This window comes from Providencia sp. PROV268, assembly GCF_028477805.1.
Taxonomy (GTDB): domain Bacteria; phylum Pseudomonadota; class Gammaproteobacteria; order Enterobacterales; family Enterobacteriaceae; genus Providencia; species Providencia stuartii.
In genome coordinates this window covers 1-16,697 of record NZ_JAMPLW010000013.1, presented here as the reverse complement: position 1 = coordinate 16,697, position 16,697 = coordinate 1, and the positions used below count along the sequence as shown (strand labels likewise).

Here is a 16,697-nt window from a genome sequence, read left to right as displayed (position 1 = left end):
AGGTAAGTTGTGAGTGAATTGATTAATTCTCGCATCAAAAATTTAACATTTGTGATACGGATATCGTTTATTGAACAAAATAACGTTAATTTCTTGTTAATCGGAAATGAGATTGTCTAGCATGCTAAGGTAGCATTTTTAATCAAGTGCAACTAAATACAAACACAACACACACTATATTTATTATTTAATTTGCTTGCGTGCAATTTAGTGCAACAACCAAAGAAGATAACTATTCTATGGAGAAGACGGATGACTGTAAGCACTCCGATGATCATTATGTTCATCGTATATATTACTGGCATGTTACTTATTGGTTATTTAGCTTATCGTTCAACGAAGAATTTCGATGATTACATTCTCGGTGGACGAAGTTTAGGTAGTGTAGTCACAGCACTTTCAGCAGGGGCCTCTGATATGAGTGGTTGGTTGTTGATGGGGCTACCTGGTGCTATTTTCCTCGCTGGGATTTCAGAAAGTTGGATTGCTATCGGGCTGAGCTTGGGGGCATATCTTAACTGGTTATTTGTTGCTGGGCGTTTGCGGGTTCAAACGGAAAAAAATAATAATGCATTGACGCTACCTGACTACTTTACCAGTCGTTTTGAGGATAATAGTAAAATTTTACGCATTATCTCTGCTGTTGTAATTCTTGTTTTCTTTACTATCTATTGTGCCTCTGGTGTTGTTGCTGGGGGATTACTGTTTGAAAGTACTTTTAATATTAGCTATGAAAAAGCTATGTGGCTTGGTGCGTTAGCAACTATCGCTTATACCTTCCTTGGTGGCTTCTTAGCTGTCAGTTGGACTGATACAGTGCAAGCCTCATTGATGATATTTGCACTTATTTTAACGCCTATTGTGATCATTTTCTCATTAGGTGGACTAGATACTGCAATCGATGTTATTCAAACGAAAAACCCTGAATACTTAGATATGTTTAAGGGTTTGAATTTTGTTGCGATTATTTCATTATTAGGGTGGGGGCTAGGTTACTTTGGTCAGCCTCATATCTTAGCGCGTTTTATGGCTGCTGATTCACATCGCACGATTCGCTCTGCGCGTCGTATTAGTATGACATGGATGATCCTTTGCCTTGGAGGAACAACTGCGGTTGGTTTCTTTGGTATTGCTTACTTCGAAATTAACCCTGCGCTAGCCTCATCGGTGATGGGAAATAACGAACGTATTTTTATGGAGCTTGCAGGAATACTGTTTAACCCATGGGTTGCAGGTATCTTACTCTCCGCTATTTTAGCGGCGGTTATGAGTACATTAAGCTGTCAATTACTTGTGTGCGCAAGTGCGTTAACCGAGGACTTATACAAGCCGTTCCTGCGTAAAAATGCGAGCCAAAAAGAGCTGGTTTGGGTAGGGCGGATCATGGTTCTGGTAGTGGCTGCGATTGCTATCTATATTGCACGTGACCCGAATAACAAGGTGTTAGCATTAGTGAGTAACGCATGGGCTGGCTTTGGTGCCGCATTTGGGCCAGTCGTCTTGATTTCTGTGTTATGGAAACGAATGACTCGTACAGGTGCACTTGCGGGGATGGTTGTTGGTGCCGTTACCGTATTAGTCTGGATGAAATATAAATGGTTTGATCTGTATGAAATCATCCCTGGTTTTATCCTTGCAACAATTGCAATTATTGTGGTCAGTATGATAACTAAAGCGCCAAGTGCCGCTGCTCAAGCCCGCTTTGATGAGGCTGAAGCGGAATATAAAATGAAATAATTGATAAAATAAAGTAACCCCCAATAGTTGGGTAACCAACTATTGGGGGGTTTATGAGCAAATATAAAATGACTAATGGATCTTTTTCATTGATTTTATTTTTTAAATAGTCTCATTTCATGAGCATTCAAATTTGAGTTTTTTGGTTGTTTTTTCACGGTAAATGACAGTAAAAATAATCGGAACAAATAAGCCAATTGAGTATTTTCTTTGAGTAAGGCGCTCAGCTTGCTTCCTCTAGGCTTGTTTAAATCGCTTATCTGCTTTTGTTACCCGATGACTTTCTCACAAGTATCCGCAATCCACTCTGGAGACCCCTTAGACCCACCGTTTAGTGCCAATATTTGCGGAACAATATGATCCCATGCTTTATGTGAAAGCTCATAACTTGGCCTTGATTCAAGTTTTGTTAACCAGCCACGGATATTGGGGTATTTTTCTATCATTTGCTTAAAATTGGGGTCAATCCTTAAAGCAAAAATATCGCAAGCGTAGAGTAAATCTGCGGCGGAAATATCACTTCCTGCTAAGAAATTTTTGCCTTCAAGCAGAAAATCTAAATTTGCAAACATATCATGAAGTGCATTTAATTTGGCTTCAATCTCATTGACCGATGGTTTTGCCACCCCAAGATATGCAGGCATTAACAGTACGGGAAGAAAATATTCCAATGTTGATATTTTACGAAGATTCGTATGATACCAAGACAAATGTTTATTGATGACAGCCTTAGCTCGATGGGTTGCTCCAAACCATTTATCACTGCAACCGTGAATATCTGTAAGATAGTTCATGATTGCCGTTGCTTCGGAAAGGCAAAAATCGTCGTGCTGCATTGCGGGTATCTGATGCAACGGATTGACGGCTAAAAATTCATTAGAAAGATGTTCTCCCCGCGTCAACCATGTGTATTTGATATTGATGGGAATATTAGCTTCAATACAAAGCCAGTGAACGGCTCTGCTTGGCTCTGAAGTAGGATCATGAAAAAGAGTTAATGTGGATAAATCTGCCATTTTTTTACCTTTAATTTAACGTTGCCCATTAGAGATAAAGTGAACTTTACTGGCAAGTTCGTGACTTACCTCTTTCAAAGTAATATCAAAATAAATTAATAAATAACAGCTCAAATTCTTAATAGTCCGTAGATATAAATTCTCTATGCTAATTTAAGTCAATGGCGTCATTAACAGAAGGTGCTTGCATGGCTAGGCAAAAGTGCATTGAAAATGTACTCGCACAAATGAAGAAGTTTGAGCTGAGCATATTTGGCACAGAAATATGCCATATCGGTAGGCTATGGATAAGCCATTACGACACAGATAAACGTTAAAAGGCCTGAGTTCAGAAGTGTATTGAAATCAGGCCTGATAAGTTATTTGAACAAAGTATCTAATTTTATGGGAACACTTTGCTATCTGGTCTTTAATGGGTCTGCTTACGACGTTTAACTACTTGGTAACCAATGAATAGAATAATAAACCAGACAGGCGTTGCGATAAGAGCTTGCCTTGTATCGTGCTGGAAGGCGAGCAGGATCACCATAAAGACAAAGAAAGCCAAGCAAATCCACGACATCACAATACCTGCTGGCATTTTATAATGCGAGGCCTGATGAAGTTGTGGGCGGTTTTTTCTGAACTTGAGATAGCTATATAAGATCATGCTCCAGATAAACATAAATAGGATTGCTGACACGGTAGTAACCAACGTGAAAGCGTGCATGATATCTGGGATAAAGTAGATCAAAATAATACCGAAACTTAGGCAAATGCAGGTAAATATTAACCCCGTTGCAGGCACGGCTTTTTTCGATAAGCGACTAAACTGTTTTGGTGCATCGCCTTCTTTTGATAGGCCAAATAGCATGCGGCTCGTAGAAAAAACGCCACTATTGGCAGAGGATGCCGCAGAGGTAAGTACGACAAAGTTGACAATACTTGCTGCGGCAGGAAGGCTGATCAGGACAAACATCTCTACAAATGGGCTTTTATCCGCCAAGATGGTGCGCCAAGGTGTTACCGCCATAATAACTATCAGCGATAGCACATAGAAAGCAATAATTCTAAAAGGGATGGCGTTAATTGCTTTTGGTAATGATTTTTCGGGATCGCGGGTTTCCGCAGCAGCAGTTCCCACTAATTCAATACCAACAAAAGCGAAAATAGCTATCTGGAAACCAGCAAAGAAGCCACTAATCCCCATAGGAAACATTCCGCCGTCATTCCAGATATTGCTTAGTGATGCCGTATGACCAGCCGGTGATTGGAAGTTCATTGCGATTAAAGTGCCGCCAACGATAATTAACGCGATAATGGCGACAATTTTGATCATAGCAAACCAAAACTCCAGTTCACCAAATAATCTGACTGAGACTAAATTAAGTGTTAACAGCGTCACAACACAGATGAAAGAGGTCACCCATTCAGGGAAATTAGGCACCCAAAAGCTGACATAGGATGTGATAGCCACAATATCAGCAATACCAGTAATGACCCAACAAAACCAATAGGTCCAACCAACAAAGAAGCCAGCCCATGGGCCAATCAGGTCGGCAGAAAAGTCGCTGAATGATTTGTAATTAAGATCGGAAAGTAATAATTCACCCATCGCTCGCATAACAAAGAACAAGATGAACCCAATAATCATATAAACGAAGATGATAGAAGGGCCAGCTAGCGAAATAGTTTTACCTGAGCCCATAAATAGGCCCGTTCCGATCGCGCCACCGATAGCGATAAGTTGGATATGTCGGTTGCTGAGGCTACGTTTTAGCTGATTCCTCTCTGTGGGAGGATTTGTTGATGTTGAGGGTTGATTTTCTTCCATAGTATCTATCCAAAGAAGTGGTTATGTGCAGTCACAGTGTATTTTTAATTGTGTGACAGTGTTTGCATAAAATATTGTGACACAAATCTCAGTCAGTGTAAGAAAAACTTAACTGACTGTAATCAGAGTGGTGATATCTTAATCTGAATATAACACCAAGTTAACATTAGCAACCAAAATTTAATTGGTTAAGTAAAATTAGCAGAATAATGTTGACTGTGCTAAATGAGAGGCGTTAAATAAGTGCATCGGGTTGTTAGCTCAGTTGGCAGAGCAGTTGACTCTTAATCAATTGGTCGGGGGTTCGAGCCCCCCACGACCCACTAATTAAATCAGTGCGTTATGTGTGAGTGAGTATTTTTAAATTATCTTGCGTGTCATATTCGTGCCATTCGCATTTAAAATATCATCAATGTTTTCCCAGTCGCCCATTTCTTGAAGCGCGGATAGAGCCTCCCCAGATTACCCAAGTGTGATGTAAGTCTTCGTTGAAAGTGTGTTGGTGCGGTAGGCTACTGCTGATGTATTTCTTGGATATCTAGCGCTTAGCTCGAATGATAGCCCATAAATATATATGCGCTGCGTAAACTTCCTCATTTTCTGCGGTTATTTTCTTTTCCTAATACTCCTCACTATGCCATTTACAAATGATTCTAATCATACCCTCTCTATGATTAACTGATATAATCCATGTGACTTAAAAAAATGAGTTTATGATTATGAAGTTACTAGCTGTTGCTGCTTTATTATTCTCTACATCGACAATAGCGGCTAATCAATGCAAACCTGATAATGAGTGTTTGTCTTTTAAAACCAGTGAGAGTGAAATCTCTATAGCTTGTAAAAATATAGAATCAGCGAAACTCAATACATATATAGATACAAACGACTCATTAGCTATTATGCTAAAAAGCGGTACTGGGCTGAGTGATTTTTCTGTTAAAAACACTGGAAAAACAATAGATATTTACATTAGTGGCGTAAAGTATCATCGAGCTGTTATTACTGCACGAATGGACACTTCGATTCGAATTCCAATTACAGTACGCCCTAATTTTAAATTAGTAGATGATTTGATAAAGTGTGTGAATTAATATTAATCCAACATGCTTTTAGATTAGGTGATCTTCCTTATTTTCTTCTATCGTATATATCTTGTGGATGAGCATCTTTTTCACAATTTCCACGGTGGTATCGAAATCGAGGCAGAGGACATTAATCGAAGTATGGCACATTCTAACTCATTATTTAGATTTTGCAGGTTCTATTGCGATTTGAATGCTCTCGATAGCTTCAATGCTAGGTGGCGACGAAGCAATAGAAATCGTGCTTGCTTGCCTGCTAGTTTACGGCTGCAATATATGGTCAGCGTTAAATATTAATTTTATGAAAAAGTATCGAGCCACCACCAAGGGTGTTCAATGCCTTAATTTATTGTGATAACCATAACGAACCCCAATGTTAGAGGGATGACAAAATAGAATGTGCGAATGTAAAAAATAAATATCCATTAAAAATAATATGGAGAATGATAAAAATAGTAGTCAGCAAGTAAATAATTGAGAATTTTCTTCTTAAAAAGGATATGAGCCCAGATAGAACACAAACGGAGAGAACAACTTTTAAGCCGTATGACGCAATTATTGAATATAAAAGGGATTCTTCAGGGTGTTTAATCAACCACAACGGGATCGTTTTCAATAACGCCCCAATTAAAAATTGAGAAATAAACCAAAATATAGCAACAGATATAAGAGGGTATTATCCAGTGATCAATTTTTTAAATGGGTTCATAAATAATCATCAGTATTGGATGGGTTTACAGAAAATACTACAGGTAAATGACTAACACAAATATTAAAAGGCGGTTTAGTATGAATTAACTAAAAAACCCCTGTTTTGTAATTACATTTTCATCGCAACTTATGAATATGAAGATAGGCAAATTTACTACAAAGTGATATGCAATCCCCTATAAATCTGCCGATTTGCCTTTCATTAAATATCACTGCTTAAACGCTCACTTAGCTCAATAGTTAAACGTTATCAGCTTTCAGTGTGGAATGACGTGTAAACTAACATAGTCCATTAAGGCAATATACGCGCTTTATGTCAATGATAAATCGACATTTATGCTTCTAAGATCTATTCACTATCACCATTGTTAAGTATTTAAAAGCCATCAATGCCTAAAAATTTAGTGCAATCAGCATGAGCGAAATTGTTATATATTTGTCACAAAATTGTTTCTATTTGTTATTTTTAATAGTTTGTTGTGATTTTAATCACAATAATCCCGTCTTTTTTTACATATAAATCGCTCATCTTTATGTCGTTTTAGTCAATGAAGGATCATCATTATGGTATTTTCCATTCGAGATACACTTTTTTCCTTACTGACCTTGGACGGTATTTCAGGTCATGAAGCCCCTATTGCCAATGTTATGCAAAAACATTTTACAGAGAGCGCTAAGGAAGTTTGGCAGGATCGCCTCGGTAATATAGTTGCTCGTTATGGAAGTGACGACGCAAAAGCGCTGCGTTTAATGGTATTTGCGCATATGGATGAAGTGGGATTTATGGTGCGAAAAATTGAACCGTCGGGGTTTATTCGTTTTGAACGAGTCGGAGGGCCTGCACAGGTGACGATGTCAGGATCTGTTGTCCGTCTTGCGGGAGAGCACGGCTCAATACCTGGATGTATCGGTATTAAATCCTATCACTTTGCTAAAGGTGATGAACGTACGCAATCACCCTCGATTGATCAATTGTGGATTGATGTCGGAGCGAAAGATAAGGCTGACGCTGAAAGAATGGGCATAAAAGTCGGTACGCCAATCACACTGTATAACCCGCCTCAAGAATTAGGCAATGACATGGTGTGTAGTAAAGCATTAGATGATCGACTTGGATGCACTGCTTTACTTGGTTTAGCTGATGCGATTAAAGATAAAAAGCTAGAAATCGCACTATTTATTGTCGCGTCAGTGCAAGAGGAATTTAATATTCGTGGGATTTTACCAGTATTACGCCGTGTAAAACCCGACCTTGCTATTGGGATCGATATTACGCCTTCTTGTGATACGCCCGACCTTCAAGACTATTCGGATTTAGTGATTAACAAAGGTGTCGGCATTACTTGCTTAAACTATCACGGTAGAGGCACGCTTGCGGGATTAGTAACTCCTGTTCGCTTAATCAATATGTTAGAAAAAACAGCTTCCAAAAATCATATTCCGGTACAAAGAGAAGTTGCACCAGGTGTCATAACAGAAACGGGATATATTCAGGTTGAACAAGATGGCATTCCTTGCGCAAGCCTATCTATTCCTTGCCGCTACACACATTCACCGGCTGAAGTTGCTAGCTTACGAGATCTCAGTGACTGCATCCGGTTATTGGCTGCATTAGCGACACTTCCCGCTAATCAGTTTCCTATCGAGTCTGACTCAGACAATAACCAAGAGGTTACATTAAAATGAAAAAAGTCCTCGTTGCATGTGGAACGGGTATGTCTACGTCCACAATGATTGCTCAAAAACTCCAAGATTACTTAGCTAGTGAAGGCATCTTAGTGGCGACTTCACAATGTTGTTTAAACGAAATCCCACTAAACAGCCACGGTGTTGATTTGATCATCACCGCAATGAAAACGGATACAGATTATGGTGTACCGACTTTGAATGGAGCCGCTTTACTAACAGGAGTTAATGACGATGCATTAAAACAAAAAATTAAAACGTTGTTATCACAATAAACCTCATAGGTGACGTTATGTTTGACTATATACTTTCTCTAGGCGGTACAGTATTTGTCCCAATCGTCATGATAATTATTGGCTTAATCTTTCGCATTCCATGGCTACAGGCCATTAAAGCTGGGGTTACCGTCGGTATTGGTTTTGTCGGAATGGGGCTAGTGATCGTGATGGCTATTGATAGCCTAAGCCCCCCCATCAAAATTATGATTGAACGTTTTGGCTTATCGCTACATGTACTTGATGTAGGGGCAGGGCCAGCATCCGGTGTTGGCTATGCAACGGCGATTGGTGCAGTCATTATTCCCGTTATTTTCTTACTTAATATCACGTTATTGTTTACTCGCCTAACGAAAACAATGAACGTTGATATTTATAATTATTGGCACTATGCAATTACCGGAACAGTTGTTCAAATTGCGACGGGGAGTTTAGTTTATGGTATCGCTGGTGCTATGTGTCATGCCATCTTATCGCTAAAAATGGCAGATTGGACGGCAAAACGCGTACAGACGATTGTTGGTTTGGAGGGTATTTCAATTCCTCAAGGGTATGGCTCTAGCTCAGTTCCTCTATTTGTACTTCTTGATGCTATCTATGAAAAGATCCCTTTCCTAAAAGGAAAGAATATCGATGCACAAGCTATTCAAAAACGCTATGGCATGGTGGGTGATCCGGTTATTATCGGTGTTGTACTGGGATTATTATTTGGGCTTGCAGCAGGAGAAGACTTTAAAGGTTGTGCGACTTTAATGATTACGGTTGCCGCGATCATGGTGCTATTCCCTCGCATGATCCGCTTAATTGTTGAAGGCTTACTTCCTATCTCTGAAGGCGCTCGTAAATTTTTCCAGAAACATTTTAATGATCGAGAAGTGTTTATTGGCCTAGATACCGCCGTAACGCTGGGTCATCCAACCACAATTGCAGTGGGTTTGCTTCTTATCCCTATCATGTTGATTTTGGCAAGTATCCTGCCATTGAACAATGTATTACCACTCGCTGACTTGCCAGTTGCTCCTTTCTTTATCTGTATGGCCACGGTGATCCACCGCGGTGACTTATTACGCACATTACTGAGTGGTGTGATTGTTATGAGCACCGTTTTGCTCATCGCAACGCAGTTTGCCCCTTTCTTTACCGAAATGGCACGTAATGGCGGATTTAACTTTGCCGAAAATGGCGCGCAGATTAGCGCACTGTCAGTTGGCAATATGTTTGGTTGGTCTATTTACGAATTAATGTCATTTGGTCTTATCGGTGTCGTGTTAACTGTTGGCATTGTTGCCTGTGTCGTTATTTTCTTACGTAATCGTGAATTACCTGAATAAGGAGTATAGAAATGAGTTGGTTGAAGGATGTTATTGGAACAGAAAAAGCAGTCATTGCTATGTGCCATTTACGTGCATTACCTGGTGATCCTGATTTTAATGCGCAGCATAGTATGCAATGGGTAATTGATAGGGCATATGAGGATTTAATGGCATTACAAAATGGCGGTGTTGATGCAGTTATGTTTTCAAATGAATTTAGCCTGCCTTATCTCACTAAAGTGAAGCCGGAGACAACTGCGGCAATGGCACGGATCATTGGTCAATTAATGAGTGAGATCCGTATACCATTTGGTGTAAATGTTCTTTGGGATCCGATCGCTTCGTTCGATTTAGCGATGGCGACAGGAGCGAAATTTATCCGAGAAATATTTACGGGTGCCTATGCAAGTGATTTTGGCGTATGGAATACCAATGTTGGTGAAACTATTCGCCATCAACATCGTATTGGGGCAGGGGATGTAAAAACGCTTTTTAATATTGTACCTGAAGCCGCGGTATATCTAGGTGGACGAGATATCTGCTCAATAGCAAAGTCTACCGTTTTTAATAATAAACCAGATGCACTATGTGTTTCGGGATTAACTGCTGGAGCAAAAACAGATAGTGCAATTTTGAAACAAGTGAAAGATACGGTGCCGAATACTGTGGTCTTTGCCAACACTGGGGTTTGCCTCGAAAACGTTGAAGAGCAGCTGAGTATTGCTGATGGCTGTGTCACCGCGACGACTTTTAAAAAAGATGGCATTTTTGCCAACTTTGTTGATCAAACTCGAGTGGAAAGATTTATGGAGAAAGTGCATAGCATAAGGCAATAAGAAAGGAGATAAGCAAAATACTTATCTCCCTCGTGATACTAAGAGTCCTCGCAAGCTTCGCCAAAAGTTAGGCGAGGACTCAATAATCAAGCATATACCGAACCTTAAAGGAGTCAATATACAATGATTGATGATGCTAAATGGATCCAAATAAATCAAGTTGCAGCCGATTGGAAAGAAGCGCTTAGCATAGCTTGTACGCCTTTAATTATTCATGGTGCTGCTGAGCCTAACTATTTACAAGGCATCATTAAAAACACCCAAAGTTGGGGGCCTTATTATTTAATTGCTCCGGGCATTGCTATGCCACATGCACGTCCGGAACAAGGGACTATCTATAACCAAATTACTCTCACAACCTTAAAACAGCCCGTTGTATTCGGTCATGAAGATTGTGACCCTGTATGGTTATTAATGACTGTTTGCGCAACTCAAAGTGATGATCATATTCGACTCATACAGTACATCGCTGAACTTATTGATAATCCATTATTACTTGATGAAATTCGTTGTGCTAAAACCAATGATGATGTTTTGCGGTTGCTAAATTCATATTGATTTATCCATGAAGGAGTGATGATGATATTACACCCGTCTTTGGCTTCTGCTGACCCACTTTGGCTGGGTTCAATTATTAATAAACTGGCTAATCAGAATATTGGGTCATTACATCTGGACATTGAAGATGGCAATTTTATCAACAATATTACTTTTGGTATTAAGTTGGTAAAAGCAGTTGCACAAGCTACAGAACATGCATTATCTATTCATTTAATGGTGTCTCAACCGTTATTTTGGATAAGGGAGCTTGCTCCTTTTAGCCCCAAATGGATCTTCTTTCATCCTGAGGCGGTGCAAAACCCTTCAGAAATTATTGCTGAAATAAAAAAGATAAAGGCAAAAGCAGGCATAGCATTAAATCCAAGTACACCAGTTGCTCCTTATCAATACCTCATTAATAAATTAGATGCTTTGATGTTGATGACTAGCGAGCCGGATGGTGAAAATCAGCAATTTATACCATCAATAGTGGATAAAATTCAGCAAATACCACCACTCTTTAGCCAACTGGAGTATTGGGCTGATGGTGGGATCAGTGCAGATAAAATTCAGTCATTAAAAAAGGTTGGTATTAATAATCTTGTCATAGGAAGAGCACTGTTTTCGACAGACGATTATGAAAATACGATAAAACAACTTAGCAATTAAATTCGGAGAGAAGTCGCTTATGAGTCTGTATAAATCTGATCGGATCCAACAGATGCTGCACTATCTTTGGAAATGTCGAGAGCTTTCAACACAACAAGCGGTGGAGTTGTTTGGTTGTGCAGAAGCGACAATTCGTCGCGATTTTCAATATATCGCTGAACATTATCCTGGTATGACGCGAACTCATGGGCACTTAAATTTCGACGACAGTACGACAGATAAAGAGTCTCAATTTGATGTCAGACGCTCTTTAAATTGTGCATCTAAACGTGAAATCGCACTCATTGCTCGCAAATTAATTCATGAAGGCGACTGTTTTTTTCTTGACTCAGGCTCTACTTGTTTAGAATTAGCGAAGTGTCTGGGGGATATTAGCGTTAAAGTCATTTGTAATGACATCAAAATAGCTAACCAACTTGGAATGTTTCCAAATGTAGAAAGTTATATCATTGGGGGGTTAATCAGGCCTGGTTATTTTACGGTTGGTGAAAGCCTAGCATTAGAGACGTTAAATGCTTTTGCCGTTGATCGTGTCTTTATGTCTTGTGATGCATTATCGATTGAGATGGGAATAACGAATGCTACTATGTTTGAGGTGGGAGTTAAACGCAAACTAATAGCGCGTTCACCAGAGGTTATTTTGCTAGCGGATCACACAAAGTTTGATATGTTCGAACCTCATGCTGTTGCAACCCTATCTTGTATTAAAACAATTATTAGCGATAGTGGGCTATCGAGTGAAACTCAGCAACGGTATCGCCAAGCAGGCTGTGAATTAAAATGTGGTTATTAGGGAATAATAGGCGTATTTATTACGGCTATATGTTTCCGTAAAATTGCTGTTCATATGATCACTTAAAAGGATAGGGTGAATCTAGTTGTCGCTGTCTTATTTTAGGATAAGTAGTAAGTGAATAATTTCAGATTTATAGTATTATTTTAGATGATTATTAATTTTCAGCTATCATCATGATGCGCTCAGTTAGCATTGAGATATAGCATGATTTAATTTTTTCGATGTTCAATATCTATTTTATTGTTTTCGAGTTTACTTGGTTTTTATTTTATTATATATCTTCTCATTGAATTTAAGTGCCTTCATTTTTTATTATGAGGTAAAAAAATCCAATTTATATATATTGATTTTGAAGTAAGCTCTGCTCTAACTGAGTTGCTGAAATTTTATTTGATGAAGAGATGAAATACTCTTTTCAAGAGAAAAATGTATCTAATAAAATGAGTAAAGTAATATAAATGAGAATGTCTAAATCAGATTTTTGAATAAGCCGTAGAGGGGAGTAAACTGCCTGTATTATGTCAGTTTGATGCTGAGTGTTTCGTAATATTTCGTTTTTTAATATAAGTATTACACCGTAGACTGTTTTTTAACCTAATTTATAAGATATTGAATAAATCTTAATGATTTTTACCTTTTTTTGTAATATATACTTTATCAATTAAATTTAAATGCTTTTTTTTGTAAAAATCGAATATTTAATCTGAATATATTCCCTCCTGAGTTTTCTTTTGGTTTTTATTACTATTCAATAATGATGGTCTTTTTTGGATTAAGAGCTATTAAGGCTTATAAGTTCAAGAGAATTCATTAGTTTTTACACTTATTTGTTGTTTTTTGGGTTTCTATAATCAATGGATATTGTTTTAGGATAATTTGATTTAATCAGGATAATTGATTAAATTACCGAAGAAATATTGAATGATTCAGACTTTATGTTTCGTTCTGTACTCGGGGTTAAATAAAAATGAAAATTAGTAATTTAGAATTTGAACAAATTGAATTAGATTTGAGCCATAGGGAAGTGTTTATTAAAGCTGTAGGAATAGAATTAAGAAAATTGAGGAAAAGTTATTCTTTAAGTGGTAGGGAATTAGCTGGAATTATGAATGTATCTCAGCAGCAAATATCTAGATATGAGTGTGGTGTTTGTGCGATCCCTACTGATGTTTTGATTATAATTTTAGGTTTTTTTAAAATTACACTGTTTGAGTTTTTTAAAGGGGTTTATCTAAATGCTTTTGATATAGATATGAATATGGTTCAAGATAAATACTATAATGTTTTTATTTCTCATTGAATAATCATAAGTGCTCCTGAAATAAAACTCATCTAATGATTTTTTAGTCTTATTAGCATGTTTAAGTATTTTATATTTTTACTTTAAGTTATAAAGTAGAGTTTAATTGTTATTTCTTAAATTTCCCCATCATGTTAAGTGATCATGATGGGGAGGTATTCGTGGTACTTATATGGGGGATATCAGATAAGTGATTTTGTACAAAAAGAGCATATAAATAGTAGTAATATATTAAATATACTTCAATTTCACTAAGCACTCAGACCTCCATTTTTATTTAGAGTGTGAGTTTTATTTGAGCGATAAAAATAATAACCTATTATGATAATTTATTGGTATATCTGTAACTAAATAGTGTCCCCAAGAGCCATTCTAAACTCATCTTTTTCTCTTTTAGTAAAAATTAAGCTAGTGATTATTACTTCTATTCAGTATTTTTATATTCTCTAAATCTGCTTTTATCGCTGTAGTAAAACTGATATCAACATTCATGCATACTCATTTAATTTTTATATAAAACCGGTGTTAAATGGTAAGTTTTCAGTCATTATTAATACCTAAACGTTAGTAAACTCCTTCTATACAGCGGGGAAGGGGGAGAGAAACAGGCCATCAATTGGTGTTAGGTATTCCAGTGATATCGCCACTCTTTAGGGCGATAACTGTGTTGATGCACCAAAACTGGGGCTGATGTAGCCCTTAAATCTCAAAAAATAGAACGTTATTACACGGTAGGGTATGCCCTGAGTGGCAGCAAAACCAACCCACTGCCGGCAATCCACTTAACAGGGTATTGGTTAAAAGACGCAGGATTTGAGATAGGCTTCACTTTTATCGTCAAAATCTTAAACAGCTGTTTGGTATTGATACCGAACAGCGAAGACATTCGAGCGATGAAGCAGCAAAACCAACAACAGCAAGCGCAACTTGATGGCTGAGTATGTGAGCGGCTAAAGGGTAAACTGAGCAGCTCTCAAATAAAGCCGGAAAATCATGGGGGGATCTTTCCGGTCTATTACTCAATATAATCGTTTTTACTTGTTTATATGCTATTGGTTATTAAACTTTACGTAATTTTTACTCTCTATATTTAATTGATGTTTAAAAAATTCAGTATTTTTGTATTCATTCATGGAACTATGGTTACAGCTACTATAGTCATCTCCAGAGCTACCATCATTTTGCCATCTGCACACCGGACAAATTTCATAAAATGCATCTTCTTTGTCTTCAAAAACAATATAGTTACAGGCGGAACAAGGAACACCACGAATTAAATTGTCATCACGGTCTATAATTATTATTTCATTTCCTGTAATATCTTTGATAATTTCTTCAAAAAAACTATTTTTTAGTAATTTTGAATAATTAAAATTATCAAGTATTATATCATTATACTTTTGTTTTATTGCCTCTAGTGGTTGCTTATCTTCTATTTCACTCAGCTCAAAAAGAAATTGAACCCGCCCATCAACAGTCTCTTTAAATAATGCATGAAGTTTCAAGAAATCAATCACTTCTGAATATAAAAATTCAATCTTCATTATAAACTCTTCGCTAATTCAATTGCAGTTTGGAATGCATCGCTATCCCGACCATCATCTATATAATAAGTCCGCATTTCTCTTTTACCAGCATGACTGACAAAGATCTCATCAGTACTCTTATCATGTTTAATAATAATGTTATTAACCTTAGCTTCCTGCATGCTTTCCGTAAGCGGTTTTTTAGAAAACTCTTTGGCTTTATTTAAATATTGAGGCTGAGTGATATCACCGAATTCTTACCATGCTTAAGATAATGATATTGTAAACCAGATAAGTTATTATGTGTCACACCATCAATTTGGTAATCTCTCTTCTGAGGATTGAACCCCTTCCAGTTAATGGATGCTGTGAGCCCAAGGCAACACCCCGCCAACCCAAACGGGTCCACCCAACCTGTCGGACAGTGCACATACCCATACGGATTCACACCACCCAGTAGCCCTATTGGGTCAGGACATAGATATTGTCCGGTATTCTTATCCTAGTATAGAAATCGGTTATAATACAAGCCGCGTTTCGCGGTCTTCATATTGCCCCGCAAAACGAAAATGGCATTCGGTATAATTTGGGTCATTGTCGGCTCGACCGTCTTGAGACTGCCAAAACGCCATTTGACCCCATGTATTGAGGCGTCCTGCCCAACTGGCTATCCCTTTTTCAGTAAAAATCTCTCGGGGTGTACCTTGATGGTCAGTGACCACATAGTGCAATTGCCCCTTTTGATAGCGAACAGTAGGGGTGATGGCCCCGGCTGATAGAGCCATTGAATGCCAGCATCATATGCCACGGTACCGTCGGCATAGACGGGGGCCTCTTCCACCATTTGGTCACCGGACCACAAGTAGTGCCACGCGGTCACACGAGGTTTTAACGCGGGGAAGGCGGGATGCGCATTGTGTTTTTCGTTATCCACCGTTTTAGTTTTACTGAGCCGCCGCCCAAAGGCATCGTAGGTGTAACGCCAGACATCGCCACTGGGGGTAAAGCAACGGATAAGTTGGTTTTGGGTGTTCCACAGATAGCGCTACTCTTGAGGGCGATAGCCGTGTTGATGCACCAAAACTGGGGCTGATGTAGCCCTTAAATCTCAAAAAATAGAACGTTATTACACGGTGGGGTATGCCCTGAGTGGCAGTAAAACCCGCCCACCGCCGGCGATACACCTTAAAGGTCAGTGGCTAAAAGCTGCGGGTTTTGAGACAGGCTTCACTTTTACCGTGAAGATTTTATGTCCACTCCCCATTAATTAAGACACTTCAAATTAGAGATTTCTAACTGTTTACGGTATGTCTCCGGTGGGAGGTTATTTAAACTTTCGTGGGTTCGATTTAGATTGTAATCTTGCTGCCAAAACCACACCATCTCTCGTACTT

The 16,697-nt window shown here is 38.4% G+C and carries 17 protein-coding genes, 1 tRNA gene and 2 pseudogenes; 14 read left to right on the top strand and 6 right to left on the bottom strand.

The features are described from left to right. Positions 1-252 precede the first annotated feature (252 nt). Entirely contained in the window at positions 253-1,737 is a 1,485-nt protein-coding gene (putP, locus tag PR699_RS11205) for a sodium/proline symporter PutP (protein WP_014658023.1), read from the top strand. 269 nt (positions 1,738-2,006) lie between these two features. On the opposite strand, the gene PR699_RS11200 is transcribed toward putP, so the two are convergent. Next, entirely contained in the window at positions 2,007-2,753 is a 747-nt protein-coding gene (locus PR699_RS11200) for a glutathione S-transferase family protein (protein WP_004918526.1), read from the bottom strand. Between the two features lie 188 nt (positions 2,754-2,941). Between PR699_RS11200 and PR699_RS11195 the strand changes: the two genes are divergently transcribed. After that, positions 2,942-3,070: a hypothetical protein gene (locus PR699_RS11195; RefSeq protein WP_265113114.1), complete on the top strand. Its 129-nt coding sequence runs from the start codon at positions 2,942-2,944 to the stop codon at positions 3,068-3,070. Between the two features lie 92 nt (positions 3,071-3,162). Here PR699_RS11195 and cycA read toward each other — a convergent pair whose 3' ends face one another. Beyond that, positions 3,163-4,566 (bottom strand): D-serine/D-alanine/glycine transporter, encoded by a 1,404-nt coding sequence (cycA, locus tag PR699_RS11190; protein ID WP_004918527.1) that lies wholly within the window; start codon positions 4,564-4,566, stop codon positions 3,163-3,165. A 250-nt stretch (positions 4,567-4,816) separates the two neighbouring features. Here cycA and PR699_RS11185 point away from each other — a divergent pair. From PR699_RS11185 to PR699_RS11135, 11 genes are all read left to right on the top strand, one after another. After that, a tRNA-Lys gene (locus tag PR699_RS11185) sits at positions 4,817-4,889 on the top strand. Positions 4,890-5,285: 396 nt separating this feature from the next. Then, entirely contained in the window at positions 5,286-5,660 is a 375-nt protein-coding gene (locus PR699_RS11180) for a hypothetical protein (RefSeq protein ID WP_014658024.1), read from the top strand. 1,266 nt (positions 5,661-6,926) lie between these two features. Beyond that, complete coding sequence (locus tag PR699_RS11175; protein ID WP_004918530.1) at positions 6,927-8,048, top strand: M42 family metallopeptidase; 1,122 nt, start codon at positions 6,927-6,929, stop codon at positions 8,046-8,048. Next, positions 8,045-8,323, top strand: a complete 279-nt coding sequence (gene sgcB, locus PR699_RS11170; protein ID WP_004918532.1) for a PTS sugar transporter subunit IIB SgcB — start codon at positions 8,045-8,047, stop codon at positions 8,321-8,323. The genes PR699_RS11175 and sgcB overlap by 4 nt, the downstream gene beginning before the upstream one ends. Before the next feature lie 17 nt (positions 8,324-8,340). Then, positions 8,341-9,654, top strand: coding sequence for a PTS sugar transporter subunit IIC SgcC (gene sgcC, locus PR699_RS11165; RefSeq protein WP_004918533.1), 1,314 nt, complete (start codon positions 8,341-8,343; stop codon positions 9,652-9,654). 11 nt (positions 9,655-9,665) lie between these two features. Continuing rightward, positions 9,666-10,472: a BtpA/SgcQ family protein gene (locus tag PR699_RS11160; protein ID WP_004918534.1), complete on the top strand. Its 807-nt coding sequence runs from the start codon at positions 9,666-9,668 to the stop codon at positions 10,470-10,472. A gap of 123 nt (positions 10,473-10,595) precedes the next feature. Continuing rightward, positions 10,596-11,030 (top strand): PTS sugar transporter subunit IIA, encoded by a 435-nt coding sequence (locus tag PR699_RS11155; RefSeq protein WP_014658026.1) that lies wholly within the window; start codon positions 10,596-10,598, stop codon positions 11,028-11,030. Between the two features lie 21 nt (positions 11,031-11,051). Further along, the gene (locus tag PR699_RS11150) at positions 11,052-11,681 is read left to right on the top strand and encodes an epimerase (protein ID WP_014658027.1); all 630 of its coding nucleotides are present in this window, start codon (positions 11,052-11,054) and stop codon (positions 11,679-11,681) included. 19 nt (positions 11,682-11,700) lie between these two features. Then, on the top strand, positions 11,701-12,474 hold the full coding sequence (locus tag PR699_RS11145; protein WP_004918537.1) for a DeoR/GlpR family DNA-binding transcription regulator: 774 nt from the start codon (positions 11,701-11,703) through the stop codon (positions 12,472-12,474). A gap of 970 nt (positions 12,475-13,444) precedes the next feature. Continuing rightward, positions 13,445-13,777 (top strand): helix-turn-helix domain-containing protein, encoded by a 333-nt coding sequence (locus PR699_RS11140; RefSeq protein WP_004918538.1) that lies wholly within the window; start codon positions 13,445-13,447, stop codon positions 13,775-13,777. A 713-nt stretch (positions 13,778-14,490) separates the two neighbouring features. After that, complete coding sequence (locus PR699_RS11135) at positions 14,491-14,715, top strand: SymE family type I addiction module toxin (protein WP_071821180.1); 225 nt, start codon at positions 14,491-14,493, stop codon at positions 14,713-14,715. A gap of 111 nt (positions 14,716-14,826) precedes the next feature. On the opposite strand, the gene PR699_RS11130 is transcribed toward PR699_RS11135, so the two are convergent. From PR699_RS11130 to PR699_RS11120, 3 genes and pseudogenes are all read right to left on the bottom strand, one after another. After that, positions 14,827-15,321 carry a CPCC family cysteine-rich protein gene (locus PR699_RS11130; RefSeq protein ID WP_004918541.1) on the bottom strand — a complete coding sequence of 165 codons (495 nt, stop codon included), beginning with the start codon at positions 15,319-15,321 and terminating at the stop codon, positions 14,827-14,829. Continuing rightward, positions 15,321-15,485 carry a hypothetical protein gene (locus PR699_RS11125; RefSeq protein ID WP_154610408.1) on the bottom strand — a complete coding sequence of 55 codons (165 nt, stop codon included), beginning with the start codon at positions 15,483-15,485 and terminating at the stop codon, positions 15,321-15,323. The genes PR699_RS11130 and PR699_RS11125 overlap by 1 nt, the downstream gene beginning before the upstream one ends. Positions 15,486-15,685: 200 nt before the next feature. Continuing rightward, positions 15,686-16,369, bottom strand: a pseudogene (locus PR699_RS11120) (RHS repeat-associated core domain-containing protein); the annotation flags it as partial. Positions 16,370-16,418: 49 nt separating this feature from the next. Here PR699_RS11120 and PR699_RS11115 point away from each other — a divergent pair. Then, complete coding sequence (locus PR699_RS11115) at positions 16,419-16,574, top strand: SymE family type I addiction module toxin (RefSeq protein ID WP_071821181.1); 156 nt, start codon at positions 16,419-16,421, stop codon at positions 16,572-16,574. Here the strand turns inward: PR699_RS11115 and PR699_RS11110 are convergent. Continuing rightward, positions 16,567-16,697 (bottom strand): annotated as a pseudogene (locus PR699_RS11110) (IS3 family transposase); the annotation flags it as partial. The gene PR699_RS11115 and the pseudogene PR699_RS11110 sit on opposite strands and share 8 nt — an antisense overlap.

What these genes read in the sequence shown, in the direction of transcription:
- putP (WP_014658023.1), top strand. Translation starts at nt 253, where the DNA reads ATGACTGTAAGCACTCCGATGATCATTATGTTCATCGTATATATTACT.
- PR699_RS11200 (WP_004918526.1), bottom strand. Translation starts at nt 2,753, where the DNA reads ATGGCAGATTTATCCACATTAACTCTTTTTCATGATCCTACTTCAGAG.
- PR699_RS11195 (WP_265113114.1), top strand. Translation starts at nt 2,942, where the DNA reads ATGGCTAGGCAAAAGTGCATTGAAAATGTACTCGCACAAATGAAGAAG.
- cycA (WP_004918527.1), bottom strand. Translation starts at nt 4,566, where the DNA reads ATGGAAGAAAATCAACCCTCAACATCAACAAATCCTCCCACAGAGAGG.
- PR699_RS11180 (WP_014658024.1), top strand. Translation starts at nt 5,286, where the DNA reads ATGAAGTTACTAGCTGTTGCTGCTTTATTATTCTCTACATCGACAATA.
- PR699_RS11175 (WP_004918530.1), top strand. Translation starts at nt 6,927, where the DNA reads ATGGTATTTTCCATTCGAGATACACTTTTTTCCTTACTGACCTTGGAC.
- sgcB (WP_004918532.1), top strand. Translation starts at nt 8,045, where the DNA reads ATGAAAAAAGTCCTCGTTGCATGTGGAACGGGTATGTCTACGTCCACA.
- sgcC (WP_004918533.1), top strand. Translation starts at nt 8,341, where the DNA reads ATGTTTGACTATATACTTTCTCTAGGCGGTACAGTATTTGTCCCAATC.
- PR699_RS11160 (WP_004918534.1), top strand. Translation starts at nt 9,666, where the DNA reads ATGAGTTGGTTGAAGGATGTTATTGGAACAGAAAAAGCAGTCATTGCT.
- PR699_RS11155 (WP_014658026.1), top strand. Translation starts at nt 10,596, where the DNA reads ATGATTGATGATGCTAAATGGATCCAAATAAATCAAGTTGCAGCCGAT.
- PR699_RS11150 (WP_014658027.1), top strand. Translation starts at nt 11,052, where the DNA reads ATGATATTACACCCGTCTTTGGCTTCTGCTGACCCACTTTGGCTGGGT.
- PR699_RS11145 (WP_004918537.1), top strand. Translation starts at nt 11,701, where the DNA reads ATGAGTCTGTATAAATCTGATCGGATCCAACAGATGCTGCACTATCTT.
- PR699_RS11140 (WP_004918538.1), top strand. Translation starts at nt 13,445, where the DNA reads ATGAAAATTAGTAATTTAGAATTTGAACAAATTGAATTAGATTTGAGC.
- PR699_RS11130 (WP_004918541.1), bottom strand. Translation starts at nt 15,321, where the DNA reads ATGAAGATTGAATTTTTATATTCAGAAGTGATTGATTTCTTGAAACTT.
- PR699_RS11125 (WP_154610408.1), bottom strand. Translation starts at nt 15,485, where the DNA reads ATGCAGGAAGCTAAGGTTAATAACATTATTATTAAACATGATAAGAGT.